Raw genomic sequence first — 22,094 nt, 5'->3', positions numbered from 1 at the left:
TCGGGGGACCAGCGCCCGATCAGACCGGCGAACCGGCGGCGGGGGCGCCGGGCGGATCGTCCGGCGGGCCGAGGCGCGACATCCTGGTCGGCCTCTCCAGCGCGTCCGTCTACCCGCAGAACACCGAGGCGGCGTTCCGGTACGCGGCCGAGCTCGGCTATGACGGCGTGGAGCTGATGGTGTGGGCCGAGCCGGCCAGCCAGAGCATCGCCACCGTGCAGTCCTACGTCCGCAAGTACGACGTTCCGGTGCTCGCGGTGCACGCGCCGTGCCTGCTGATCTCTCAGCGCGTGTGGGGCGCGGACCCGGTGGCCAAGCTGGAGCGCAGCGTGCGGACCGCGGAGGCGCTCGGCGCGGCGACCGTGGTGGTGCATCCGCCGTTTCGCTGGCAGCGGCGCTACGCGGAGGGTTTCGCCGAGCAGGTCGCCGAGCTGGAGGAGCACAGCCCGGTCGTCGTCGCGGTGGAGAACATGTTCCCGATGCGCGCTGATTCGCTGTTCGGCCGCGGCGCGAGTTCGGCGAAGCGCTTGGAGCGGCGTGGCGGCCCCGGCTGGGGTCTGACCGCCTTCAGCCCGTCCTACGACCCGACCGACACCGGCTTCCGGCACTACACCCTCGATCTCTCGCACACCGCGACCGCGGGCGCCGATCCGCTCGCGCTGGCCGCCAGGATGGGACACGGCCTCGCCCACCTGCACCTGGCGGACGGACGCGGCGCGGCCCATGACGAACACCTCGTCCCCGGCGACGGCACTCAGCCCTGCGCCGAAGTCTGCGCGCAGCTGGTGCGCAACGGGTTCTCCGGGCACGCCGTCGCCGAGATCAACACCCAGAACGCCCGCACCACCGTCCATCGCGCCGCGCTGCTGCACCGCACGCTGGCCTTCGCCCGGCTGCACCTGAACGGCGTCGCCCCCACGCCCGCGTCGGCCTCCGCGCACGCGAATCAGCTCTGACATCTGCCCGGTGTGACATCGATCCGCCCCACGCCGGGGAATGCCGTCCTCGCGATCAAGGGTTGTACGCTGTACGAACGTCTGGGGGCAGTACGACAGGAGTGACGATGACGCTGGAGTTGACCACCGACGCGGCCGAACCGACCGCGACGGACGGCCCATTCGGCGCGGTGTGCGCGCTGACCGAGCTGCTGTCTGCCGAGGCGGGCGTCGGACGATACGCGGGCGTCATCGACGACATCTGGACCATCGGCGAGAAGGTGCACGGCGGCACCATGGTCGCGGCGAGCGCCGCGGCCGCAACCCGCTGGCTGCGCGCCTCCGATCCGACGCTCACCGAGATGGCGCCGATCGCCGCCAGTTCGGACTTCCTCGGCGCCCCGGAGCCCGGCGAGGTCGAGTACGAGGTGCACATTCGCAAGGTCGGCCGTCAGATCTGTCTCGCCGACACCACCCTCAGCCAGAACGGCCGCGCCATGGTGCGCACCGCCTTCACCTTCGGCCACCTCGACGACATGGACCCGCTGTTTGCCCCCGAGCACAGCGACATGCCGGCCGAACCCGCCGCTGACGCAATGGGTTACGAGGGTTCTCCGATGGGCAAGGTCGTGCACGTCGCCAAGGGCGCCGACCTCTACCTGGACCGGAAGTGGGCGAAGTTCCTGGAAGGCGCGAAGAGCGAGCCGCGGCTGCGGTTGTGGATGCGCCCGTTCGAGGGCGATCAGCGCGACCCCGACGTGTCCATGTACTTCGCGATGATGGCGGCCGACATTAGCCCGCCGGTGCCGATGAACCTCGGCCATTTCGGCTGGGCGCCCACCGTGCAGATGACCACCTACCTCCGGCGCAGGCCCGCGCCCGGCTGGCTGCGCATCATCGCCACCTCTCACGAGGTCGGCGGACGTATGTTCGACGAGGACCAGCTCATCCTCGACAGCACCGGCGCGGTGGTCGCGCAGAGCCGTCAGCTCGCACTGATTCCGCAACGCCGCTGACGCGCACACTAATCTTTACGTCCATGACGAGAATTGCGGTGATCGGTGGAGGCCGGATCGGGGAGGCGTTGATCGCCGGCCTGTTGGAGTCGGGCAGGGCGAGCAAGGATCTGGTCGTCGTCGAGACGCACGCCGACCGGGCCGAGCTGATCGCGAACCGGTTCGGCGTGCGGGTCACCGCCGACGCGGCCGACGCGGCCGTCGGCGCCGATCTGCTGGTGATCGCCGTCAAGCCGGGTGACGTGGACGCCGTGCTGACCGAACTGGGCAAGGCCGAGCTGAACGCGGGCGACCGCGATCAGGTGCTCGTCTCGCTGGCGGCAGGCGTCCCGACGGCCCGGCTGGAGGCCAAGCTACCCGCCGGCTTCCCGGTGGTGCGGGTGATGCCGAATACCCCGATGCTGGTCGGACAGGGCATGAGCGTGCTCGCGCCGGGCCGCTACGCCAAGGCCGAACAGCTGGAGCAGGTCACCGAGGTGCTCTCCGCGGTCGGCAGGGTGGTCACCGTGGCCGAGTCGCAGATGGACGCGGTTACCGCGGTATCGGGATCGGGCCCCGCCTACTTCCTGCTGGTCGTCGAGGCCATGGTCGACGCGGGCGTCGGGCTCGGCCTGACCAGGGACGTGGCCACCCAGCTGGTGGTGCAGACGATGGTCGGCTCGGCCGCGCTGCTCGACGAGTCCGGCCAGAGCGCGGTGGAGCTGCGCGCGGCCGTCACCTCGCCCGCGGGCACCACCGCGGCGGCCCTGCGCGAACTCGAACGCGGCGGCGTTCGCTCGGCGTTTCTGGAGGCACTGCACGCGGCCAAGCAGCGGTCGGCCGAGCAGGGCGCGTCGACCGAATAGCGCCCGGCTGTACATCTCGCGTTCCCTTCGGGGCAAACCGGGCGTCAGAAGCTGATTTCTCACACACGTCGCAGCAATCCCACTGGCCCCGCTAAGCTTCAAGGAGCACGTGCGTGTCTGTTCCGCCGGTGGGGAAGCCGGCGGCGCGGACGTGCCGGAGGTCAATGGTGCAATGATGTCTTCCAACAAGATGTCTGCAAATAGCTCGGGGACGTCACCAGGTTCGTCCGGCCCATCCGGTGGCCGGGGCGGAGATAGAGCGCAAAGTGGTTCGGGATCGTCGGGCCAATCGATGCTCGGTGGTGGCACTCAATTCCTCACGGTCGCCGAAGTGGCGAACCTGATGCGGGTTTCCAAGATGACGGTCTACCGGCTGGTGCATTCGGGCGAACTGCCCGCGGTGCGCGTCGGCCGGTCGTTCCGCGTGCACGCCAAAGCCGTGCACGATTACCTGGAGACGTCCTACTTCGACGCAGGCTGAGGCGGTTTCGCCCCCGAAAGGGCCCCGTGGCGGTGCGCGGCGGCCCGCGGATGACAGCGCGCTCGACCGCGAGGGCCCTTGGTCGGGCCCCCATCCGATACCGGTAGGATGAACCCTCGGTTCGTGTTCGCCTGCCTGCGGCGCCAGTTCGTGGTGTCCGGTGGCCGCTGGCGGCGCGGATGCCGAAATCAGCTAGGCGTACGCCGTGGCGTGCGCGCCGAGTAGAGAGAACGCGAGGACACCCTATGGGTTCTGTGATCAAGAAGCGCCGCAAGCGCATGTCGAAGAAGAAGCACCGCAAGCTGCTTCGCCGCACGCGTGTTCAGCGGCGCAAACTCGGCAAGTGAGCATGCGCGCCGGTAGGGCGGACGTCGTCCGGCCGGCGCCTGTGTGACAAGAGGCCCGTCACCACTCGGTGGCGGGCCTCTGTCTTTGAAATGGTCCAGTTTGAAACCTATTCGATGTATCCGGTGACTGAAGTCATCGTTAGATCCTGGTTAATAACCTCGGCGACCCAGACGGTAGCGGTTACTCTGGAACCGCCAATAAATGTAAATGGGGGCCTGGTAGGTGGGAACCGGTGCTGCGGTGGGATCTGACATAAGAGACGGACACACGCCCAAGGTCGTGATGGTGACCGGCGCCAGTCGCTTCTTCGGCAGCGCCGTAGTGGCAAAGCTCGCCCAGGATCCGGCTGTCGACCGTATTCTCGCCGTCGACAGCATGACACCGAGCCGGGAACTGCGGCGCCGCATGGGACGCGCCGAGTTCGTCCGCGGCGATATTCGAAATCCATTGATCCGCAAGGTGATCGGCGGCAACGAGGTCGATACCGTCGTGCACACGGCGGTGCTGGCAAAGCCGCCGTCCGGCGGCGGACGCGCGGTGATGAAAGACCTCAACGTGCTCGGCGCCATGCAGCTGTTCGCGGTCTGCCAGAAGTCGCCCTCGGTGCGGCGGGTCGTGGTGCGCTCCACCTCGGCGGTCTACGGGTGCAGCGCCAAGGATCCGGCGAAATTCACCGAGGAAATGAGCGCCCGCACACCGCCGCGCGGCTGGTTTGCGCGGGACATGATCGAAATCGAGGGTTTCGTCCGCGGGCTCGCGCGGCGACGCCCCGATATCGCGGCATCGATTCTGCGTTTCGCGCCGATTGTGGGCCCGCGACTGGCCGGGCGCGGCGTACAGTATCTCCGTTCACCGGTGACACCGACCGTCTTCGGCCGGGACCCTCGAATGCAGCTCTTGCACGAAGAAGATGCGGTGGCCGCGCTGGCACATGCGGCGCAGTCGGCCCCCGGAGGTACCTACAACATCGCGGGCGATGGAGCGTTGGCGCTGTCGCAGGCGGTGCGCAGGGCGGGGCGCATCGAGCTGCCGGTGCCGTTCACGGTGTTCCGCACCGCGGGCCGCGCTTTGATGGGGCCGGTGATGCGGGAATTCACCGGAGAACAACTCGATTACTTCCATTTCGGCTGTGGCCTGGACACCACGCGAATGCGAGCCGAGTTCGGCTTCGAACCGCGGTGGACAACCGTTCAGGCGTTCGACGACTTCATCGGGGGCGCAGCGTTGCGGCCCGTCTTCGATCCAGCGTGGATCGATGCCGCAGAAAAGAAACTGCTCGGCCTCATAGGGGCCGGTACGGGAGCACACCAATGAACGACGTGGCGAAAGTCATCCAACTTCATGATCTGAATATCGATACAAGACAACGCACCAGCACTCGTCGCTGGCCGGACCGTACGCCGGGGGAGACGAAGCCGAGCCACGTCACGTCCCTGACGGATCGGCTCGCCTCGGCCGTGCCGCAGGCGCCGCAATCGCTGTCCGACCTGATTCGTAAAGAGGTCGGCAAGCAGATCGGCCGCACCGCCGATTTCGCGCGCCGCCGCGTGACCGGCGACTACCAGGTGGACGAGTTCGGCTTCGACGAGCACCTGCTCGAATCGGTCATCCTGCCCGCGCTGCGACCGCTGTCGGACCTGTGGTTCCGCGTCGAGGTCAACGGCATGGAGAACATCCCCGAAGTGGGCGGCGCGTTGGTGGTCGCCAACCACGCGGGCACCGTCCCGGTCGACGGCCTGATGCTCCAGCTGGCCATCCACGACCACCACGCCAAGCAGCGCGCGCTGCGCCTGCTCGCCGCCGACCTCATCTTCGAGATGCCGTTCCTCGGCGTGCTGGCCCGCAAGGCCGGGCACACGCTGGCCTGCCGCGAGGACGCGGAGCGCCTGCTGCGCTCCGGCGAACTGACGGGTGTGTTCCCCGAGGGATTCAAGGGCGTCGGCAAGCAGTACTCCGACCGCTACAAGCTCCAGCGCTTCGGCCGTGGCGGTTTCGTCGCCGCTGCCGTGCGCACCGGCGTGCCGATCATCCCGTGCTCGATCGTCGGCTCCGAGGAGATCTACCCGAAGCTGGCCGACATCAAGCCGCTGGCGCGTCTGCTCGGGCTGCCGTACTTCCCGGTGACGCCGACGTTCCCGCACCTCGGCCCGCTCGGCGCGGTGCCGCTGCCCTCGAAGTGGTACATCGAATTCGGCAAACCCATCGGCACCACGGCCTACGAGCCGGAGGCCGCCGACGACCCGATGACCATGTTCGAGGTCACCGACCAGGTCCGCGAGACCATCCAGCAGACGCTCTACAAACTGCTCACCAAGCGCCGCAACGCATTTACGGGCTGAGTCTTTGGCGCGCTGGCGCGCGCGTGTTCGCGGCCTTTATGTCTCGCTGCCCAGCGGTCGAGACTCGCGCCTGCGGCGCATGCGCTTCGACCGCTGGGCAGCGAGACGGCCGCGAACGGTCGCTCGTCGGGCTCGCTCCGTGCGGGGTGATCGGGTGCGGATGTTTCTGTTTCATTTAGGTCCGCACGGCGTGGAGACGCGGTGTTCGCGGCCTTTGCCCGGTTCGCGCGGCCTGGTAGACCGGCGATGAGCCACGGTGCCATCCACTCAGCCGTGGTGCTGCCTGCTCGGCCGCAACCTCTCGCAGGCTCGCTGGTTGCTGGTGATCGAGGTGTGGATCGTCAGCGGAGCTCGGGCCGTGGTGGCGGCCGGTGTGGGCGGACCGCCGTTCAGTGATCGCGTCGGCGGGTGACCGCCGCGGCCACTGCGCCGCCCGCCGCGCCGAGTGCCAGCGCGGTCGGCACGCCGATCTTGGCCGCCTTGCGGCCGGTGCGGAAGTCGCGGATCTCCCAGCCGCGGTTCTTGGCTAGCTCGCGTAGGTCCGAGTCGGGGTTGATCGCGACCGCCGTGCCGACCAGCGAAAGCATCGGCACGTCGTTGTGGCTGTCGGAGTACGCGGTGCAGCGCTTGAGATTCAGGCCCTCGCGGATGGCCAGCGTGCGCACGGCGTGCGCCTTGCCGAGCCCGTGCAGAATGTCGCCGACCAGCCGCCCGGTGAACTTGCCGTCGACGCTCTCGGCCACGGTGCCGAGCGCGCCGGTCAGGCCGAGTCGCTTGGCGATCACCTGGGCCAGCTCCACCGGCGTCGCGGTGACCAGCCAGACCTGCTGGCCCGCGTCCAAATGCATCTGCGCCAACGCGCGGGTGCCCGGCCAGATCTTGTCGGCGATGATCTCGTCGTAGATCTCCTCGCCGAGCGCGGCCAGCTCGGAGGTCGGGCGGCCCGCGATGAACGAGAGCGCCTTCTCCTTACCCGAGGCCATGTCGGTGCTGCTCTCCTTGCCGGTGACGCGGAACTTCACCTGCTTCCACGCCACGTCGACCAGGTCGGAGGTCTTGAAGTACTTGCGCGCCGCGAGACCGCGCGCGAAATGCACGATCGAGGCGCCCTGCACCATCGTGTTGTCCACGTCGAAGAACGCCGCCGCGGTGAGATCGCGCGGCACCTCCGGCCCCATGGGCTCGGCCGTCGCCAGCTCCGATTCGTGCAGCGACAGCGCCGCGTCGGCGCTCGCCTCGCCCGCGAGATTGGCGCGGACCTCCTCCTCGCTCGGTCCGAACGGACTGCGGGAGATGCGAGCGAGCTGGTCCTGCAGCCCCTGGCCCAGCGGGCCCAGGTGCCACCGCACCGGGAACTCGCCGAACCGGCCCGCGATGAACCCGGCCCTCTCCACCTTCGATCGTTCCGGCACCAGTACCTCCGCCCGTTCGCGCGAACCACGTCCACACTAACCGGATTCACCGACAGTCACCCGAAAGACCACGCGCACCGGAGGGGAGTGGCGAGGGGATTTAATATCGGCCATGACCAATCCCACAGAGAGCGCCGCAGCGCCCCCCGCGCACGAAGTGATTTTGCTGACCCGCGCCGGCTGCGGGCTGTGTGCCACGGCACTGGAGCAGTTGCGGGCGATCTGCGCGGATTTCGGCATCGAACCCGGCGCACTCGACGTCGACATCGCCGCGGAAACCGACCCTGGCCTGCGCGCGGAGTACGGAGATCGGCTGCCCGTCGTGCTTTTGGACGGTCGCGAGCACAGCTACTTCGACGTCGACGAGGCGCGTTTGCGGGCTGATCTGGGTCGCTGATCGGTGTGATCCGTGTCCGATTTGGCCGCCGCGCTGGTCGCGGCGGAAAATGAGGCCAATTTCACCGACTTTGTGCAGGGCTTCACAAGCGGTTACGGTGGTGGCACGCGACCCGCATGCCGAGGCTGCGGGCGCCCTGAAATCCGATACTTCGACCATGGCACCGGACCGCCGCCGGGCTCGAGGTCGAACGACGAACCGGACCTGTGCGCAGGCCGGAACGAGGAGCCGACGACGTGACAGAGCAGCATGAGGCGCCGGGCGGCGTCTCCGGCAGGGCTCTGCAGAAAGACATCCCGCAGGCCACCGTCGCGCGGCTGGCTACCTATCTTCGGGTCCTCGCCATGTTGGCCGACGACGGTGTGCTCATCGTATCTAGTGAGGAACTGGCTGTCGCGGCGGGTGTCAATTCGGCGAAGTTGCGCAAGGATTTGTCGTTCCTCGGCCCCAACGGCGTCCGGGGCGTCGGCTATGACGTAGCGAAGTTGCGGACCAGGATCGAGGACGTGCTCGGTCTGTCCGGTGGACATCGCGTGGTGCTGGTCGGCGTCGGAAATCTGGGCCGGGCGCTGGTCGGCTACGGCGGCTTCCGGCGGCGCGGATTCAGTGTTGTCGGCCTCTTCGACGCCGATCCCGAGGTGGTCGGGCTGTCGGTGGCCGGGCTGACCGTGCGCGATGTCGCGGGGTTGGCCGCTGGCGTCGCCGAACTCGAGCCGACCATCGCGGTGATCGCGGTGCCCGACGACGCGGCCCAGGAGGTCTGCGACCACTTGGTCGCCGCCGGGCTGCAGTCGATTCTGAGCTTCTCCGCGTGCGGGCTGATCGCCCCGCCCGCGGTGGAAGTCCGCCGGGTGGACCTGGCGGTCGAAATGCAGATGTTGTCGTTCGAACGGACCCGCAACGCCGAGCCGGAGCCGCTGCCCGAGGTGGCGCACGCGGGGACCGGCCGTATCGCGCGCCGCGTGCCGACTCCGCACTCTCCGGCCGGCCATCCGGCCCTCACGCACTCGACGACCTCGCATTCGGCAACGGAGCCAAGCAGCAAGGGATCGGTGGTTGCACCATGAGTGAGCGAATCATGTGCCAGCATGCATCGCGCATGCCGGCGCCGAGCGTCAGCGAGGCGCGGGCATGAGTGTTCTACTCGTCGGGATCTCGCACCGCAGCGCTCCCGTCGCAGTGCTGGAGAAGGTCGCCATCACCGATGCCGACCGGCCCAAGCTGATCGATCGCATGCTCGCCTCCAGCCACATCTCCGAGGCGATGATCGTCTCGACCTGCAACCGCGTCGAGGTCTACGCGGTCGTCGACGCCTTCCACGGCGGTCTCGCCGAGGTCGGCGACCTGCTCACCAAGCATTCCGGGCTGCCGCTGCCCGATCTCACCAAGCACGCCTACGTGCGCTACAGCGAGGCCGCCGCCGAGCACCTGTTCGCGGTGTCCAGCGGGCTCGACTCGATGGTCGTCGGCGAGCAGCAGGTGCTCAGCCAGATCCGCGGCGCCTACGCCACCGCCGACGCCCAGCAGGCTGTCGGGCGCACCTTGCACGAACTTGCCCAGCACGCGCTGCGGGTCGGCAAGCGGGTGCACGCCGAGACCGGCATCGACCGGGCGGGCGCGTCGGTGGTGTCGGTCGCGCTGGATCGGGCCAAGCAGGTCCTCGGCGAACTGACGGGTCGCACCGCAGTGGTCGTCGGCGCGGGCGCGATGGGTAGCCTCGCCGTCGCACATCTGTCGCGCGCAGGCATCGGCCGCATCATCGTGGTGAACCGGACCATCGACCGGGCGCGCAGGCTGGCCGAGACCGCGGGCTCCTACGGCGTCGAGTCCTCCGCGCTCGAACTCTCCCGGCTCACCGAGGCGATGGCCGCCGCCGACGTGGTGGTGACCTGCACCGGAGCGGTCGGCGCCGTGGTGACGCTTGCCGACACCCACCGCGCCCTCGCCGATCGCGATCGCGCCGAATTCCCGGCGACGGAACGTCCGCTGGTGTTCTGCGACCTCGGCTTGCCGCGCGACGTGGAGCACGCGGTGGCCGGCCTGCCCGGCGTCGCGGTCATCGACATCGAGACACTGCAGCGCGATCCGGCCGCGGGCGCCGCGGCCGACGACACCGCGGCCGCCCGGTCGATCGTCGCCGACGAACTCGCCAAGTACCTGGCGGGCCAGCGGATGGCCGAGGTGACCCCCACGGTCGCCGCCCTGCGCCAGCGGGCCGCCGAGGTGGTGGAAGCCGAACTGCTGCGGCTGGATTCGCGGCTGCCCGGCCTGGCCGATCCGGAACGCGACGAGGTGGCGCGCACCGTGCGCCGGGTCGTCGACAAGCTGCTGCACGCGCCGACGGTGCGGGTGAAGCAACTCGCGTCAACGCCGGGCGGCGACAGCTACGCCGAGGCGCTGCGCGAACTGTTCGAACTCAAGCCCGGTGCGGCCCAAGCGGTTGCCGCGCCGATGGAGATCAGCACGATGACCGGTGAACTCGGCGCCGGACTCGCCGACGACTTCACCTTGGGACACCTCGGCGAGGAGGGCAAGTCGGCATGACAGTCGTTCAGGAAGAGGACAACATGACAGCCGACGGTATCCGGGCGCCGTGGCGCATCGGCACCCGAGGCAGCCTGCTCGCGCTGACCCAGGCGGGCACCGTGCGCGACGCGCTGATCGCGGCGGGACATCCGGCCGAGCTGGTCGTGGTGAAGACGCCGGGCGATCTCTCCTCCGATCCGGTGCAGAACATCGGCGTCGGCGTGTTCACCTCGGCGCTGCGCGACGAGCTGGCCGCGGGAACCATCGACATCGCGGTGCACTCCTACAAGGACCTGCCGACCGCGCCGGACCCGCGTTTCACCATCGCCGCCATCCCGCCCCGCGAGGATCCGCGCGACGCCCTGGTGGCGCGCGACGGGCTGGTGCTCGGCGAACTGCCCGCCGGTTCCAAGATCGGCACCTCGGCGCCGCGCCGCGCGGCCCAGCTGGCCGCCCTCGGCCTGGGCCTGGACATCGTGCCGCTGCGTGGCAACCTGGACACCCGGCTGCGCAAGGTGACCGAGGGTGAGCTGGACGCGGTGGTGGTTGCCCGAGCTGGACTGTCCAGAATCGGCAGACTCGACGCCGTGACCGAGGCGCTGGAGCCGGTGCAGATGCTGTCCGCCCCGGCGCAGGGCGCGCTCGCGGTCGAATGCCGCAGCGACGACGCCGTGACCATTGAGGCGCTGACCCGGCTCGACGACGCCGCCACCCGGGCCGCCGTCATCGCGGAACGGTCGTTGCTCGCCGAGCTCGAGGCCGGATGTACCGCGCCGATCGGCGCGCTGGCCGAGGTCGTCGAGTCGCTCGATGACGACGGCCGCATCGTCGACGAGCTCTCGCTGCGCGCTTGCGCCGCGGCCGCCGACGGGTCCGAGGTGCTGCGCGCCTCGGTGGTCGGAGCGCCCGCCGAGGCCGATCGGCTCGGCCGCGCACTCGCGCAAGAGCTCTTGGAGCTGGGGGCACGCGAGCTGCTCGGCGCACCCGGAACAGACGACACCGCCGTGGCGAAATCCGAGCACTCAGGTGACGTCCAGAACTTGCAGCGGTCGCGACCGGGCGCGGCCGAAGGTCGTATCAGCAATCCCAGCCCAATGGAGAACAGCCAATGAGCCGAGCCACCAAGAAGCACCCCGGTCGGATCTTGTTCGTCGGGTCGGGTCCCGGTGACCCGGCGCTGCTGACAGTGCGTGCGCGCGAGGTGCTCGGGCGGGCGACACTGGCATTCACCGATCCTGATGTCGACAAGGGTGTGCTTGCGCTGATCGGTACCGCGGTCGAGGAGAACGAGGACGGCACGCGGCCGGTCGACGTGCGGCCCGCCCTCGGTGAGCCCGCCGAGGTCGCGAAGACGCTCATCGCCGAGGCGCGCGCAGGCCACGACGTGGTCCGCGTTGTCGCGGGCGATCCGCTGACGACCGATTCGGTGATCACCGAGGTCACCACCGTGACCCGCTCGCACATGGTGTTCGAGGTGCTGCCCGGCCTGCCCAACGGCTCCGCGGTCCCCAGCTACGCGGGCATCGCGCTCGGCTCCGGACACACCGAGGCCGACGTGCGCGGCGAGGTCGACTGGGCCGCGCTGGCCGCCGCGCCGGGCCCGCTGGTGCTGCACGCCACCTCCGGCCACCTGGCCGAGACCGCGAGCGCCCTGGTGGAGCACGGCATGGCGCCGCAGACCCCGGTCGCGGTGACCGTGCGCGGCACCACCCGCCAGCAGCGCACCATCGAGGCCACCCTGGCCACGCTGAACAGCGCCGCCTCCGAGCTGGTCGGCCCGCTGGTGGTGACCATCGGCAAGGCGGTCGCCTCGCGGTCGAAGATGTCCTGGTGGGAGTCGCGGGCGCTGTACGGCTGGACCGTGCTCGTGCCGCGCACCAAGGACCAGGCCGCCGAGATGAGCGAGCGGCTGGTCACGCACGGCGCCATCCCGATGGAGGTGCCGACCATCGCGGTCGAGCCGCCGCGCAGCCCCGCGCAGATGGAGCGCGCGGTGAAGGGTCTGGTCGACGGCCGCTACCAGTGGGTGGTGTTCACCTCCACCAACGCGGTGCGCGCGGTGTGGGAGAAGTTCGCCGAATTCGGTTTGGACGCGCGGGCGTTCAGCGGCGTGAAGATCGCCTGCGTGGGCGAGGCCACCGCGGACAAGGTGCGCTCGTTCGGCATCAACCCGGAGCTGGTGCCCTCGGGTGAGCAGTCCTCCGAGGGCCTGCTCGCCGACTTCCCGCCGTACGACGACGTCTTCGATCCGGTGAACCGGGTGCTGCTGCCGCGCGCCGACATCGCCACCGAGACGCTGGCCGAGGGTCTGCGCGACCGCGGCTGGGAAATCGATGACGTGACCGCCTACCGCACGGTGCGCGCCTCGCCGCCGCCCGCGGAGACCCGCGAGATGATCAAGACCGGCGGTTTCGACGCGGTTCTGTTCACCTCGTCCTCCACGGTGCGCAACCTGGTCGGCATCGCGGGCAAGCCGCACGCGCGCACCATCGTGGCCTGCATCGGCCCGAAGACCGCCGAGACGGCCATCGAGTTCGGCCTGCGCGTGGACGTGCAGCCCGAGACCGCGCAGGTCGGCCCGCTGGTCGAGGCGCTCGCCGAGCACGCCGCACGGCTGCGCGCCGAGGGTCTGCTTCCGCCGCCGCGCAAGAAGAGCCGGCGTAGCCGATAAGTTCGTCCGCGCGGCGAAACGCCCACTTCGTTGTGGGCGTTTCGCTTTCGCGCCCGGCCTCGGGCCGGACGCAGTCATCGGCTGTAGCGCAGGAGGGTTCGTACCAGGCGGCACGTGGTGTCCGAGGGCGGGCGTATGCCGACGAGTTCGGCGGTGTTCCGGATCTTTTCGTTGCTCGCCTGGGTCGGCAGGTAGATCCCCGAGTCGAGCAGGGCGATGCTCAGCCGCATCGCCTTGAGCCTGCGGTTGTGCGTGATGTACCACTTGCGCGGACGGCCGGGCGGCAGCGGCCGCCTCTCCAGCGGCCGGTAGGGCGTGATGACGGTGGACTTTCGGGCGGCTTCGGTCGCAGGCATGTGCGTCCTCCCCTCGCGATCGGGAACCCGGCGGATCCCCTCGAACACAGCTTCGATTCTACCCGCGCCCACCGACAAAAACCGCTGGCCGCAACACTTTTCGCGGTCGCCGGTCGGTGCACACGGAGTGCTCGAGCTGCGGTTGGCGTCCGGCCGCCGCGCCGATCGCGTTGGCGGTCGCTTCGGCGCGGATCGGGCCGCGGCTCCATGACCAGCTGTTGTCCTGGGACGGCGCCGCACCCGTTGACGAAGTTCACCGGCACGCGGCAGTTGGATCCGCGAGGGCGGTGTCAGGAGTCGAGAAGCAGCCGAAGGGCTTCGGGGTGGCCGAGATCGGCTGCCCGCCGGAGCCAGTGGGTCGCTTCGTCGGCCGCGGCGCCGTTCGGCGTGCCGGCGGTTCGGCGGTCTCGCAGCGTCATCGCCAGGTGGAACATCGACTCCGGATCGCCCGCCGCCGCGCCGCGGCGCAGCCAGTGCTCGCCTTCGGCGAGATCGCCGTAATCCAGATACACCGCGCCGAGCACCGCCATGGCGTCGCGGCGGCCACGGCGCACGGCCTCGGTGAGCAGCTCGACGGCGCGCTCGAACGCACCGGCGCGGGCCAGGTGCACACCGAGACTTCGCATGGCCGTGGGGTTTCCGGCGTCGGCGGCGCGCTCGTACCAGCGCACGGCCGACTCGTCGTCCCCGCGCCGGTGTGCGATCACGCCCATGTCGGTCATCGCCTCCGCCGCGCCTGCCTCCGCCGCCGGGCGCAACCAGCGCTCGGCCGCGTCCAGCTCCCCTCGCTCCAGATACAGTGCACCGAGCTGCAGATCGGCCCCCGCGCAGCCGGCGTCGACGGCCTGCTCCCACCATCCGATGGCCTCCGCGACGCGCCCGTCCGCCATCGCGAGCTCGCCGAGCGGGACGAGCGCGGAACCGCTGCCGAGCTCCGCCGCCCGCCGCAGCCAATGCTCCGCACCGCCCGTGTCGTTCGCCTCGCGCAGCGCCTCGGCCAATCGCTCCATCGCCCACACGTCCCCGCCGTCGGCGAACCGCCGCAACGCCGCCACCCGCGATCCGTACCGGTCGTAACCCGTCATCGCCTTGCCTCCGAGGTCCGTGCGTGCCCCGACTTCAGGATGGCGCAGAATTTCGCGATCGTGGTGGCGACAGGTCACTCGGCGTATCGGGCGCCGCCGCTCTAACCGCCGCAGGTCCGCCGGGAACGGCGGGTGCTCGACGGTGGACAGCACCGAGAACCGAAGCAGGAGGTGGGCCGGATCACCGCCGTCCGATGCGCTCGCGACACCTTCCTCGAGCAGGCGTATCGTGCGATTCATGACCGGAATGGACCGCCCGCGGCGGTTGCGCCGTACTCCCGCTCTGCGCCGTCTCGTGGCCGAAACAACGTTGGAACCACGGCATTTGGTGCTGCCGATGTTCGTCGCCGACGGGCTGGACGAACCGCGGGAGATCGGTTCGATGCCGGGGGTCTACCAGCATTCGATGGACTCGCTGCGCAAGGCGGCGGTGGAGGCCGTCACGGCGGGCGTCGGCGGGCTGATGCTCTTCGGCGTGCCCAAGCCGGAGGACAAGGACGCCACCGGCAGCCAGGCCAGCGATCCGAAGGGCATCCTGAACCGCGGCCTGCGCACGCTGGCCGACGAGGTCGGCGACGCGACGGTGGTCATGGCCGACACCTGCCTGGACGAGTTCACCGACCACGGCCACTGCGGAGTGCTCGCCCCGAGCGGTGCGGTGGACAACGACGCGACCCTGCATCGCTACGTCGACATGGCGATTTCCCAGGCCGAGGCGGGCGCCGACCTGCTCGGCACCAGCGGCATGATGGACGGCCAGGTCGGCGCGATCCGGCGCGGCCTGGACGCGGTCGGCCGCACCGACGCCGGCATCCTGGCCTACGCCGCGAAGTACGCCTCGGCCTTCTACGGCCCGTTCCGCGAGGCCGTCGGCTCCTCGCTGGAGGGCGACCGCCGCACCTACCAACAGGACCCGGCCAACCGCAGGGAGTCGCTGCGCGAACTGGAGCTCGACCTGTCCGAGGGCGCCGACATCGTGATGGTCAAGCCCGCCATGTCCTACCTGGACATCCTGCGCGATGTCGCCGACCGGTCCACGGTGCCGGTGGCGGCCTATCAGATCTCCGGCGAGTACGCGATGATCACCGCCGCGGCGCAGCGCGGCTGGATCGACCGGCGCGGCGCCGTGCTGGAATCGCTGACCGGCATCCGCCGGGCGGGCGCGGACATCGTCCTCACTTACTGGGCGACCGAGGCCGCACACTGGTTGTCGTGACGAACTACCCGAGACCGATGGGCGTCGTGCCGGTCCCGCACCGGCCTCCGATGCCGGAAGACATCCGTACGGCTCGCCAATTGTGGTGGGGGATCATCGGATTCGGTGTCGTGCAGCTGGTCGGCACGGTGCTCACCTCGTTGCAGCAGCGTGCCGATCTCGACCAGCGGATGTTCGATCAGGGCAAGGCGGGCGACCCGAATTTCGCCATGGCCACCGCCGAACTGCTGGTATCGCTGATGCTGGTCGCCATGGTGCTGGCCGGACTGGCGCTGGCGGCGGGCGCGTTCGCGGTGGTGCACCAGTTCGGCCGGGGCAAGCCCTGGGCGCGCACCGTGCTGACGGTGCTCGCCGTGTGGCTGGTGCTCGGCGCCGTCGCCGCGCTGTTCGCCCTGGACGCGGTGACCGGCGTTGCCTCGCTGGTCGCGGGCGGCGCGGCGATCGTGCAGGGCGTGCTGGCGGGCGGCGCGCTGTTCCTGAGCTTCCGTCCCGACTCGACGAACTACTTCCAGAACAGCCTCCGGTGAACGAATGACGGTGGCGGCGCCGAGTTTGTCGCGGTAACGCGGACATGTATGGTGAGGGTTGTCACAGTAGTCATGGGAACCGGTAGTTATTGGTCATGCGTTGTCTTACGTTGCGTGAGGGCGTCATCCAGTTGGCTCCGGGAGATCGGAGGCATAGATGCGAGTGGTGATCCAGCAGCCGCAGAGCATGCGACGAGACCTGCTCGTCCTGAGCCTGCTGATCCTGTTCGGCTTGGTCACCGTCGCGGTCCTGCTGCTGCCCGGTCTGGCCGGCTGATTTCATCGGCGGGCCCCGGCGCCGGGCGTCGGATGCGCGATCTGATGGGTAGTGCGGCGTGAGGGATGGCGACGCCGTTCTGTTCGCGGAGCCGGGTGCGCGCTGGCGCGCGGTAGCCTACGGCCCGCTGCTCTGCTTTCTCGTCCTGGTGCTGGAGCTGGTCACGTCCAGTCCGGTGCACTGGTTCGCCCTGATCTTCTGCGGGGTGCTCATCGCGGCTTTCGTTGCGCTGCAGGTGGTCGCGGGCCGCCGTCATGTGAGCGTCGAGCTCACCGAGTCCACCCTGCGCCAGGGCGCCGAGACCCTGCCGCTCACCGGCGTCGCAGCCGTGTTGCCCGAGCGTGACGAGCACTCCTGGAACGACGAGGACTGGGAGTCCGCGCGGGCGCTCGGCGAATTGAGCGGTGTGCCGCGCAGGCGGAAGGGGATCGGACTGCGTATGCGCGACGGCGGACTGGTGCAGGCGTGGGCCCGCGATCACCGCGGGCTGCGGACCGCGCTCGGCGCGGCGCTGGGGGCGGATGGTGCGGAGGTGCCGCAGTTGGAGAGCGCCGAGACGCAGCGCAGCGCCGACGGCAGCGAGGTGTCGCGGGCGGAGGGTGTCGAGAAACAGCACAAGGCCGATGGCGTCGAACAGCACAACGCCGATGGCGCGGCGGTGCTGCGGGTCGGGGGCGTCGAGGAACAGCACAAAGTCGATGGCGCGGAACAGCGCGGCGCCGATGGCGCGGCGGTGCCGTCGGCCGATGACAGGGACGAGCAGCGCAGCGAGAACGGAGCGGACCGGTGAGACATGACATGGTGGTGGCGCTCGGGCAGGTGGTCGCGGCCGTCGTCGCGCTGGCGCTCGCGGTGCTGAGCTGGAGTCGTGGCACCGTCACCACGTCGTTCGCCGCGATGGGCGAGATGCCCGCCTTCGAGGCGACCCGTTATGTCGCGCCGTGGTTGGTCTTGTCGGCATTTCTCGTCGCGGTGGCGGGTCTGCTCGCCATCGACGCCGTGACCCGCACCGTGCGGTCCGCCGCCGAGAAGTGAGGCGGGGGCCGGACAACTCGGCCGTCCCCGTTTTGCCGCCGCACCGGCGGGAACCTCCAACCTATGAAACCGATGATCCACGCGAAGAAGCTCGCCATCGGGGTGGTGGCCGGTGGGCTGATCGTTGCGGCCGCCGCAGTACCGGCCGCCGCCGCTCCCGATGATCACACCCCGCCGCCACCGGTGCCGGTGTCGCCCGCGTTCGCCGCGACCCCGCCGCCCGGGCTGCTGGAGCTGCTGCCCATGCCGCTGGACTGCCTGGTCACCACCGGGTTCGCGTTGTTCTGCGTCGGCGTCACGAGCCCGAGTATTTGAAACAATAACGCTTCACAAACTTCTCGGTACGCCTACCATTCGTGTTGTGGCGCACCGGCATTCGCCGGTGGGCTGATCGAAAATGGAAGGTGTGACTCGTGAAAGTTCTCGTCACGAGATTGGGCGTGGCTCTGGTCGCGACCGCTGCGGTCGGTCTGGCCGCTTCGCCCGCGCTGGCGGACCCCGCCGGTCTGCCGCTGGAGCCGACGGCCCCGGTCGCCGGTCTGGTGCCGGAGACCGGGTCGGCGGGAGCCATGAACGGGATCCTGTGCTCGCTGCAGAGCCTGTCCGCCGCGCTGCCGTGCGTTTACACATAGCACCGAAAATCGCTGTCGCCGAATGATTCATACTCGCCCGCGGACTCCGGTCCGCGGGCGAGTTCGGTGTTCAGCGGGTCCAGTTCTGATAGACGTCGAGGACGCGGCCGTTGCGAGTCCACGGCGCGTTCAGGTAGATGGTCACCGAACCGTCGGGGTGACTCGCGGACTCGGCGATCACTTGGCGCAGTGTCGCGCGCACGCCGCCGGTCTGATCGCGAAACAGTTCGGTTTCCTTGTGCAAGCCCGCACCGATCCGGTCCAGCGGCACGAACATCGTGATCAGCGCGGGGCCGGGGCCGCCGGCCAGCGCGGCGGTCTCTTCGTGGGTCAGCCGGGCGCCGACGCGGCCCTGTTCCAGATCGGCGATCGGGTCGGCGGCCGCGGCGGTCCCGGCGCCGAATAGCGCTGCCGCGGAGGTGAATACGGCCAATGCTGCCGTGCTGACGAGGGCGAACCGCATGAGTAGCCTCCCGGGGAGTAGTCGCAAACGACCTGTGAAGATTACGGACGCGCCGCCGGATATCGCGGCAAACGCCCGCACGGCGTGTTGCCGGGGAGACTGCGGCGCGCGTCACTCTCCTACACCCTGTCGTCGACCGGGTTCTCCGCAGCTGCGACACTGGAGGCCGTGAGTTCTTCTCCGCGCGTCACCAGGGCATCGGTGCCGGTTTCCGCTCAGCTCTTCGACCGGGCGAGTTCGGTGATCCCCGGCGGTGTCAACTCTCCGGTGCGGGCGTTCAAATCGGTCGGCGGCACGCCGCGGTTCATCGACTCCGCGAAGGGCTACACGCTCACCGACGCCGACGGCAACGACTACGTCGATCTGGTGTGCTCGTGGGGCCCGATGATCCTCGGGCACGCGCACCCCGCGGTCGTCGAGGCGGTGCAGCGGGCCGCGGTCGGCGGCCTGTCCTTCGGCGCACCCACCGCGGCGGAGATCGAGCTGGCCGAGTTGATCATCGAGCGCGTCGCGCCGGTGGAGCGGGTGCGGCTGGTGAACTCCGGCACCGAGGCCACCATGAGCGCGGTGCGGTTGGCGCGCGGCTACACGGGGCGCACCAAGATCATCAAGTTCAGCGGCTGCTACCACGGGCACGTCGACGCGCTGCTGGCCGACGCGGGTTCCGGCGTCGCGACACTCGGCCTACCCAACTCGCCCGGCGTCACCGGCGCGCAGGCGAGCGACACCATCGTGCTTCCGTACAACGACCTCGACGCGGTGGCCGCGGCCTTCGTGGCGCATCCCGGTCGGATCGCGTGCGTGATCACCGAGGCCGCGGCGGGGAACATGGGCGCGGTCGCCCCGGCGCCCGGCTTCAACGAAGGTCTGCGCGCGCTGACCGCCGAGCACGGCGCGCTGCTGATCATGGACGAAGTGATGACCGGATTCCGGGTCAGCCGCTCCGGCTGGTTCGGGCGCGACGGCGTCGCCGGTGACCTGTACACCTTCGGCAAGGTGATGAGCGGCGGCCTGCCCGCCGCCGCGTTCGGCGGACGCGCCGAGGTGATGAACCAGCTCGCCCCGCTCGGCCCCGTGTATCAGGCGGGCACGCTCTCGGGTAACCCCGTCGCCGTCGCCGCGGGCCTGGCTACGCTGCGCGCCGCCGACGACGCGGTCTACGCCGCGCTGGATCGCAACGCCGAACGGCTCGGCGGCCTGCTCACCGAGGCGCTCGGCGCGGCGGGGGTCGAGCACCACGTCCAGTTCGCGGGCAATATGGTGAGCGTGTTCTTCTCCGACCGTCCGGTCACCGACTACGCCACCGCCAAGGCCAGCCAGACCTGGCGTTTCCCGGCCTTCTTCCACGCGCTGCTCGACGGCGGCGTGTACGCGCCGCCGAGCGCGTTCGAGGCGTGGTTCGTCTCCGCGGCGCTCGACGAGGACGCGTTCGACCGAATCGCCGCAGCCCTGCCCGCCGCCGCGCACGCGGCCGCGGCCGCCACCCCCGAAGGATCCCGCGCGTGAGTTCCGACCACGACCAGCCCGGCGCCGCCCGCCGCGAACTACCGACCACTCCCGACCCAACGTCCACCCCACCGAGCGTCGACTCCCCGTTCAGCGAGGCCGAGGCGCTCGGCGCGATCACCGAAGCCGAGATCGCCGAGGAGTCCGCCGCCCGCGCGTCGGCGTCGGCCGCTGCCGCCGCCGATCTGGATCTCGCCGACGCACCGAGCGAAGGTGACGCCGAGGGTGCGGCGACCGACGCCGAGACTGTCGCGGCCGATGAAATCGCCGGTGCGGACGCCGCTGCCGAGTCCGTCGAAGCTGCCGACGTGAACGATGCCATTGCCAAGTCCGAGGCCACCGAGGCGGCTGCCGACGTGAATGCTGCCGATGCCGAGACGGTCGCGGCCGATGAGACCGTCGCCGCGGGGGCCGAGAGCGCCGAGAGCGCCGCCGACGCTGGGACGGTTGCGGCTGACGAGATCGCCGGTGCCGATGCGGAGTCCGAGGCCACCGAGGCTGCTAGCGACGTGGATGCCACTGAGGCCGGGACGGTCGCGGCCGACGAGACCGTTGCCGAGTCCGGGACCGCCGCCGATCAGTCCGCGACCGATCTCGCCGCGTCGGACGCGACCGTCGCCGACGAACCGCCCGCCGTCGCCAAGGACACCGAAACCTCCGCGCGCACTTCGCGCATCACCGCCACCCCTCGCTCCGGCGAGCCCGGTCACTCCGACGCGGGCCCGTCCGTCGAGACCATCGTGCACGTGCTGCGGCACGGCGAGGTGCACAACCCGAAGGGGATTCTCTACGGTCGGCTGCCCGGCTTCAGCTTGTCCGTCACCGGACGGGCGCAGGCGGGCGCGGTGGCGCGGGCGCTGTCCGATCACGACATCGCCGTGGTGATCGCCTCGCCGCTGCAGCGCGCGCAGGAGACGGCCGCGCCGATCGCCGAGCCGCACGGTGTCATCGTGCGCACCGACGAGAACCTCATCGAGGCGGGCAACACCTTCGAGGGCCTGCGTGTGTCCGTCGGGGACGGCGCGCTGCGCAAGCCGCGGCACTGGTGGAAGCTGCGCGACCCGTTCACCCCGTCCTGGGGCGAGCCGTACCTGCAGATCGCGCACCGCATGCTGGCCGCGGTCAACAAAGCTCGGGTCGAGGCGGCGGGCCGCGAGGCGGTGCTCGTCTCGCACCAGCTGCCGGTCTGGACGCTGCGGCGGTTCCTGCAGGGCCAGCGGCTCTGGCACGACCCGCGGGCAAGGCAGTGCTCGCTCGCCTCGCTGACCTCGCTGGTCTACCAGGGCGACACGCTCGTCGACATCGTCTACTCCGAGCCCGCAGGCGGTTCGGATCCCACGGTGCACGGCGCATGATTCGCGCCACCGCGTCGATCCCCGCGACGGCTAGGCCTGCGTCCGCACGGACACTGGCCAGGCGGGTCGCGCCGGTGCTGATAGCGTGCGTGGCCCTGGTGGCCGCGCTCGCGGGCTGCTCGACCGGATCGGACGCGGTGGCCACCGGCGGCACCTTCGAGTTCGTCTCGCCCGGCGGCAAGACCGACATCTTCTACGATCCGCCCGCCGCGCGCGGCACCATCGGTGCGCTGTCCGGTCCCGATCTGATGAACGAGGGCAAGACCGTCTCGGTCGCCGACTTCCCCGACAAGGTGGTCGTCGTCAACCTGTGGGGCCAGTGGTGCGGGCCGTGCCGGGCGGAGGCGCCCGCGCTGGAGAAGGTCTACGAGGCCACCAAGGACAAGGGCGTCGCCTTCCTCGGCATCAATGTCCGAGATCCGCAGCGGGACAAGGCACAGGACTTCGTCACCGACAACAAGGTCGGCTACCCGTCCATCTACGACCCGTCCATGCGCACGCTGCTCGCCCTCGGCGGAAACTTCCCGACCAGCGTCATCCCGACCACCCTCGTGCTGGACCGGCAGCATCGCGTCGCGGCGGTCTACCTGCGATCGCTGATCGCGGAAGACCTGCAGCCGATCGTCGAGAAGCTCGCCGAGGAGGGAAAGCAGTGATGGGCCGTCCGATCTC

The 22,094-nt window shown here is 70.0% G+C and carries 25 protein-coding genes and 1 pseudogene; 22 read left to right on the top strand and 4 right to left on the bottom strand.

Going from position 1 to position 22,094, the window contains the following annotated elements; translation table 11 throughout:
* Positions 1-80: 80 nt before the first annotated feature.
* The 8 genes from AB0H50_RS29340 to AB0H50_RS29305 all read left to right on the top strand — a co-directional run bounded on the left by AB0H50_RS29340 (position 81) and on the right by AB0H50_RS29305 (position 6,376).
* Positions 81-956, top strand: coding sequence for a sugar phosphate isomerase/epimerase (locus tag AB0H50_RS29340; RefSeq protein WP_357458900.1), 876 nt, complete (start codon positions 81-83; stop codon positions 954-956).
* A gap of 107 nt (positions 957-1,063) precedes the next feature.
* Complete coding sequence (locus AB0H50_RS29335; RefSeq protein WP_357458808.1) at positions 1,064-1,951, top strand: thioesterase family protein; 888 nt, start codon at positions 1,064-1,066, stop codon at positions 1,949-1,951.
* A 23-nt stretch (positions 1,952-1,974) separates the two neighbouring features.
* A complete protein-coding gene (gene proC / locus AB0H50_RS29330; protein WP_357458806.1) occupies positions 1,975-2,796 on the top strand; it encodes a pyrroline-5-carboxylate reductase in 822 nt (273 codons plus the stop codon).
* Between the two features lie 292 nt (positions 2,797-3,088).
* Positions 3,089-3,277, top strand: coding sequence for a helix-turn-helix domain-containing protein (locus tag AB0H50_RS29325; protein WP_040696222.1), 189 nt, complete (start codon positions 3,089-3,091; stop codon positions 3,275-3,277).
* Between the two features lie 245 nt (positions 3,278-3,522).
* On the top strand, positions 3,523-3,624 hold the full coding sequence (locus AB0H50_RS29320) for an AURKAIP1/COX24 domain-containing protein (protein WP_003402602.1): 102 nt from the start codon (positions 3,523-3,525) through the stop codon (positions 3,622-3,624).
* 283 nt (positions 3,625-3,907) lie between these two features.
* A complete protein-coding gene (locus AB0H50_RS29315; protein WP_357458898.1) occupies positions 3,908-4,939 on the top strand; it encodes an NAD-dependent epimerase/dehydratase family protein in 1,032 nt (343 codons plus the stop codon).
* A complete protein-coding gene (locus tag AB0H50_RS29310; protein ID WP_357458804.1) occupies positions 4,936-5,964 on the top strand; it encodes a lysophospholipid acyltransferase family protein in 1,029 nt (342 codons plus the stop codon). The genes AB0H50_RS29315 and AB0H50_RS29310 overlap by 4 nt, the downstream gene beginning before the upstream one ends.
* Positions 5,965-6,220: 256 nt before the next feature.
* Complete coding sequence (locus AB0H50_RS29305; protein WP_357458801.1) at positions 6,221-6,376, top strand: hypothetical protein; 156 nt, start codon at positions 6,221-6,223, stop codon at positions 6,374-6,376.
* Here the strand turns inward: AB0H50_RS29305 and AB0H50_RS29300 are convergent.
* The gene (locus AB0H50_RS29300; protein ID WP_357458895.1) at positions 6,354-7,301 is read right to left on the bottom strand and encodes an HAD-IB family hydrolase; all 948 of its coding nucleotides are present in this window, start codon (positions 7,299-7,301) and stop codon (positions 6,354-6,356) included. The genes AB0H50_RS29305 and AB0H50_RS29300 overlap by 23 nt on opposite strands.
* A gap of 187 nt (positions 7,302-7,488) precedes the next feature.
* On the opposite strand from AB0H50_RS29300, the gene AB0H50_RS29295 reads away from it, so the two are divergent.
* From AB0H50_RS29295 to AB0H50_RS29275, 5 genes are all read left to right on the top strand, one after another.
* On the top strand, positions 7,489-7,773 hold the full coding sequence (locus AB0H50_RS29295) for a glutaredoxin family protein (protein ID WP_357458799.1): 285 nt from the start codon (positions 7,489-7,491) through the stop codon (positions 7,771-7,773).
* 236 nt (positions 7,774-8,009) lie between these two features.
* On the top strand, positions 8,010-8,840 hold the full coding sequence (locus tag AB0H50_RS29290; RefSeq protein WP_357458797.1) for a redox-sensing transcriptional repressor Rex: 831 nt from the start codon (positions 8,010-8,012) through the stop codon (positions 8,838-8,840).
* Positions 8,841-8,904: 64 nt separating this feature from the next.
* Positions 8,905-10,317: a glutamyl-tRNA reductase gene (locus tag AB0H50_RS29285; protein WP_357458795.1), complete on the top strand. Its 1,413-nt coding sequence runs from the start codon at positions 8,905-8,907 to the stop codon at positions 10,315-10,317.
* Positions 10,314-11,411, top strand: coding sequence for a hydroxymethylbilane synthase (gene hemC / locus AB0H50_RS29280; RefSeq protein ID WP_357458793.1), 1,098 nt, complete (start codon positions 10,314-10,316; stop codon positions 11,409-11,411). The genes AB0H50_RS29285 and hemC overlap by 4 nt, the downstream gene beginning before the upstream one ends.
* Positions 11,408-12,970, top strand: a complete 1,563-nt coding sequence (locus AB0H50_RS29275) for a bifunctional uroporphyrinogen-III C-methyltransferase/uroporphyrinogen-III synthase (protein ID WP_357458791.1) — start codon at positions 11,408-11,410, stop codon at positions 12,968-12,970. The genes hemC and AB0H50_RS29275 overlap by 4 nt, the downstream gene beginning before the upstream one ends.
* Positions 12,971-13,044: 74 nt before the next feature.
* Here the strand turns inward: AB0H50_RS29275 and AB0H50_RS29270 are convergent, their stop codons facing one another.
* Together AB0H50_RS29270 and AB0H50_RS29265 are read right to left on the bottom strand one after the other, a co-directional pair.
* Positions 13,045-13,326: a hypothetical protein gene (locus tag AB0H50_RS29270; RefSeq protein WP_357458788.1), complete on the bottom strand. Its 282-nt coding sequence runs from the start codon at positions 13,324-13,326 to the stop codon at positions 13,045-13,047.
* Between the two features lie 290 nt (positions 13,327-13,616).
* Positions 13,617-14,411 carry a tetratricopeptide repeat protein gene (locus AB0H50_RS29265; protein ID WP_357458786.1) on the bottom strand — a complete coding sequence of 265 codons (795 nt, stop codon included), beginning with the start codon at positions 14,409-14,411 and terminating at the stop codon, positions 13,617-13,619.
* Positions 14,412-14,649: 238 nt separating this feature from the next.
* On the opposite strand from AB0H50_RS29265, the gene hemB reads away from it, so the two are divergent.
* The 6 genes and pseudogenes from hemB to AB0H50_RS29235 all read left to right on the top strand — a co-directional run bounded on the left by hemB (position 14,650) and on the right by AB0H50_RS29235 (position 18,098).
* Positions 14,650-15,627, top strand: coding sequence for a porphobilinogen synthase (hemB, locus tag AB0H50_RS29260; RefSeq protein ID WP_357458784.1), 978 nt, complete (start codon positions 14,650-14,652; stop codon positions 15,625-15,627).
* Positions 15,624-16,154 carry a hypothetical protein gene (locus AB0H50_RS29255; protein ID WP_357458782.1) on the top strand — a complete coding sequence of 177 codons (531 nt, stop codon included), beginning with the start codon at positions 15,624-15,626 and terminating at the stop codon, positions 16,152-16,154. The genes hemB and AB0H50_RS29255 overlap by 4 nt, the downstream gene beginning before the upstream one ends.
* Before the next feature lie 335 nt (positions 16,155-16,489).
* Positions 16,490-16,909 (top strand): annotated as a pseudogene (locus AB0H50_RS29250) (hypothetical protein); the annotation flags it as partial.
* Positions 16,910-17,217: 308 nt separating this feature from the next.
* Positions 17,218-17,466 carry a hypothetical protein gene (locus tag AB0H50_RS29245; protein WP_357458780.1) on the top strand — a complete coding sequence of 83 codons (249 nt, stop codon included), beginning with the start codon at positions 17,218-17,220 and terminating at the stop codon, positions 17,464-17,466.
* Positions 17,467-17,529: 63 nt separating this feature from the next.
* Positions 17,530-17,781, top strand: a complete 252-nt coding sequence (locus AB0H50_RS29240; RefSeq protein WP_357458778.1) for a hypothetical protein — start codon at positions 17,530-17,532, stop codon at positions 17,779-17,781.
* 98 nt (positions 17,782-17,879) lie between these two features.
* Complete coding sequence (locus AB0H50_RS29235) at positions 17,880-18,098, top strand: hypothetical protein (RefSeq protein WP_357458776.1); 219 nt, start codon at positions 17,880-17,882, stop codon at positions 18,096-18,098.
* Between the two features lie 70 nt (positions 18,099-18,168).
* Here the strand turns inward: AB0H50_RS29235 and AB0H50_RS29230 are convergent, their stop codons facing one another.
* Positions 18,169-18,561, bottom strand: coding sequence for a hypothetical protein (locus AB0H50_RS29230; protein WP_357458773.1), 393 nt, complete (start codon positions 18,559-18,561; stop codon positions 18,169-18,171).
* A 168-nt stretch (positions 18,562-18,729) separates the two neighbouring features.
* Here AB0H50_RS29230 and hemL point away from each other — a divergent pair, with 168 nt between their 5' ends.
* The 3 genes from hemL to AB0H50_RS29215 all read left to right on the top strand — a co-directional run bounded on the left by hemL (position 18,730) and on the right by AB0H50_RS29215 (position 22,078).
* Positions 18,730-20,067 carry a glutamate-1-semialdehyde 2,1-aminomutase gene (hemL, locus tag AB0H50_RS29225; protein ID WP_357458770.1) on the top strand — a complete coding sequence of 446 codons (1,338 nt, stop codon included), beginning with the start codon at positions 18,730-18,732 and terminating at the stop codon, positions 20,065-20,067.
* Between the two features lie 674 nt (positions 20,068-20,741).
* The gene (locus tag AB0H50_RS29220; RefSeq protein ID WP_357458892.1) at positions 20,742-21,422 is read left to right on the top strand and encodes a histidine phosphatase family protein; all 681 of its coding nucleotides are present in this window, start codon (positions 20,742-20,744) and stop codon (positions 21,420-21,422) included.
* Positions 21,419-22,078 (top strand): TlpA disulfide reductase family protein, encoded by a 660-nt coding sequence (locus AB0H50_RS29215; RefSeq protein ID WP_357458767.1) that lies wholly within the window; start codon positions 21,419-21,421, stop codon positions 22,076-22,078. Before AB0H50_RS29220 ends, AB0H50_RS29215 begins: the two co-directional genes overlap by 4 nt.
* Positions 22,079-22,094 lie beyond the last annotated feature (16 nt).

Origin of the sequence: Nocardia sp. NPDC050793 (assembly GCF_040654065.1) — a bacterium.
Taxonomy (GTDB): domain Bacteria; phylum Actinomycetota; class Actinomycetes; order Mycobacteriales; family Mycobacteriaceae; genus Nocardia.
Note: the sequence above shows the minus strand (reverse complement) of the source record. Positions and strands in the feature narration are given on the sequence as shown.

Bases quoted from the DNA above. Each gene is read 5' to 3' on its own strand.
- proC (WP_357458806.1), top strand. From the start codon at position 1,975: ATGACGAGAATTGCGGTGATCGGTGGAGGCCGGATCGGGGAGGCGTTG.
- AB0H50_RS29240 (WP_357458778.1), top strand. From the start codon at position 17,530: ATGAAACCGATGATCCACGCGAAGAAGCTCGCCATCGGGGTGGTGGCC.
- AB0H50_RS29285 (WP_357458795.1), top strand. From the start codon at position 8,905: ATGAGTGTTCTACTCGTCGGGATCTCGCACCGCAGCGCTCCCGTCGCA.
- AB0H50_RS29275 (WP_357458791.1), top strand. From the start codon at position 11,408: ATGAGCCGAGCCACCAAGAAGCACCCCGGTCGGATCTTGTTCGTCGGG.
- AB0H50_RS29230 (WP_357458773.1), bottom strand. From the start codon at position 18,561: ATGCGGTTCGCCCTCGTCAGCACGGCAGCATTGGCCGTATTCACCTCC.
- AB0H50_RS29325 (WP_040696222.1), top strand. From the start codon at position 3,089: ATGCTCGGTGGTGGCACTCAATTCCTCACGGTCGCCGAAGTGGCGAAC.
- AB0H50_RS29295 (WP_357458799.1), top strand. From the start codon at position 7,489: ATGACCAATCCCACAGAGAGCGCCGCAGCGCCCCCCGCGCACGAAGTG.
- AB0H50_RS29335 (WP_357458808.1), top strand. From the start codon at position 1,064: ATGACGCTGGAGTTGACCACCGACGCGGCCGAACCGACCGCGACGGAC.
- hemB (WP_357458784.1), top strand. From the start codon at position 14,650: ATGACCGGAATGGACCGCCCGCGGCGGTTGCGCCGTACTCCCGCTCTG.
- AB0H50_RS29270 (WP_357458788.1), bottom strand. From the start codon at position 13,326: ATGCCTGCGACCGAAGCCGCCCGAAAGTCCACCGTCATCACGCCCTAC.
- AB0H50_RS29310 (WP_357458804.1), top strand. From the start codon at position 4,936: ATGAACGACGTGGCGAAAGTCATCCAACTTCATGATCTGAATATCGAT.
- AB0H50_RS29320 (WP_003402602.1), top strand. From the start codon at position 3,523: ATGGGTTCTGTGATCAAGAAGCGCCGCAAGCGCATGTCGAAGAAGAAG.
- hemC (WP_357458793.1), top strand. From the start codon at position 10,314: ATGACAGTCGTTCAGGAAGAGGACAACATGACAGCCGACGGTATCCGG.
- AB0H50_RS29315 (WP_357458898.1), top strand. From the start codon at position 3,908: ATGGTGACCGGCGCCAGTCGCTTCTTCGGCAGCGCCGTAGTGGCAAAG.
- AB0H50_RS29215 (WP_357458767.1), top strand. From the start codon at position 21,419: ATGATTCGCGCCACCGCGTCGATCCCCGCGACGGCTAGGCCTGCGTCC.
- AB0H50_RS29265 (WP_357458786.1), bottom strand. From the start codon at position 14,411: ATGACGGGTTACGACCGGTACGGATCGCGGGTGGCGGCGTTGCGGCGG.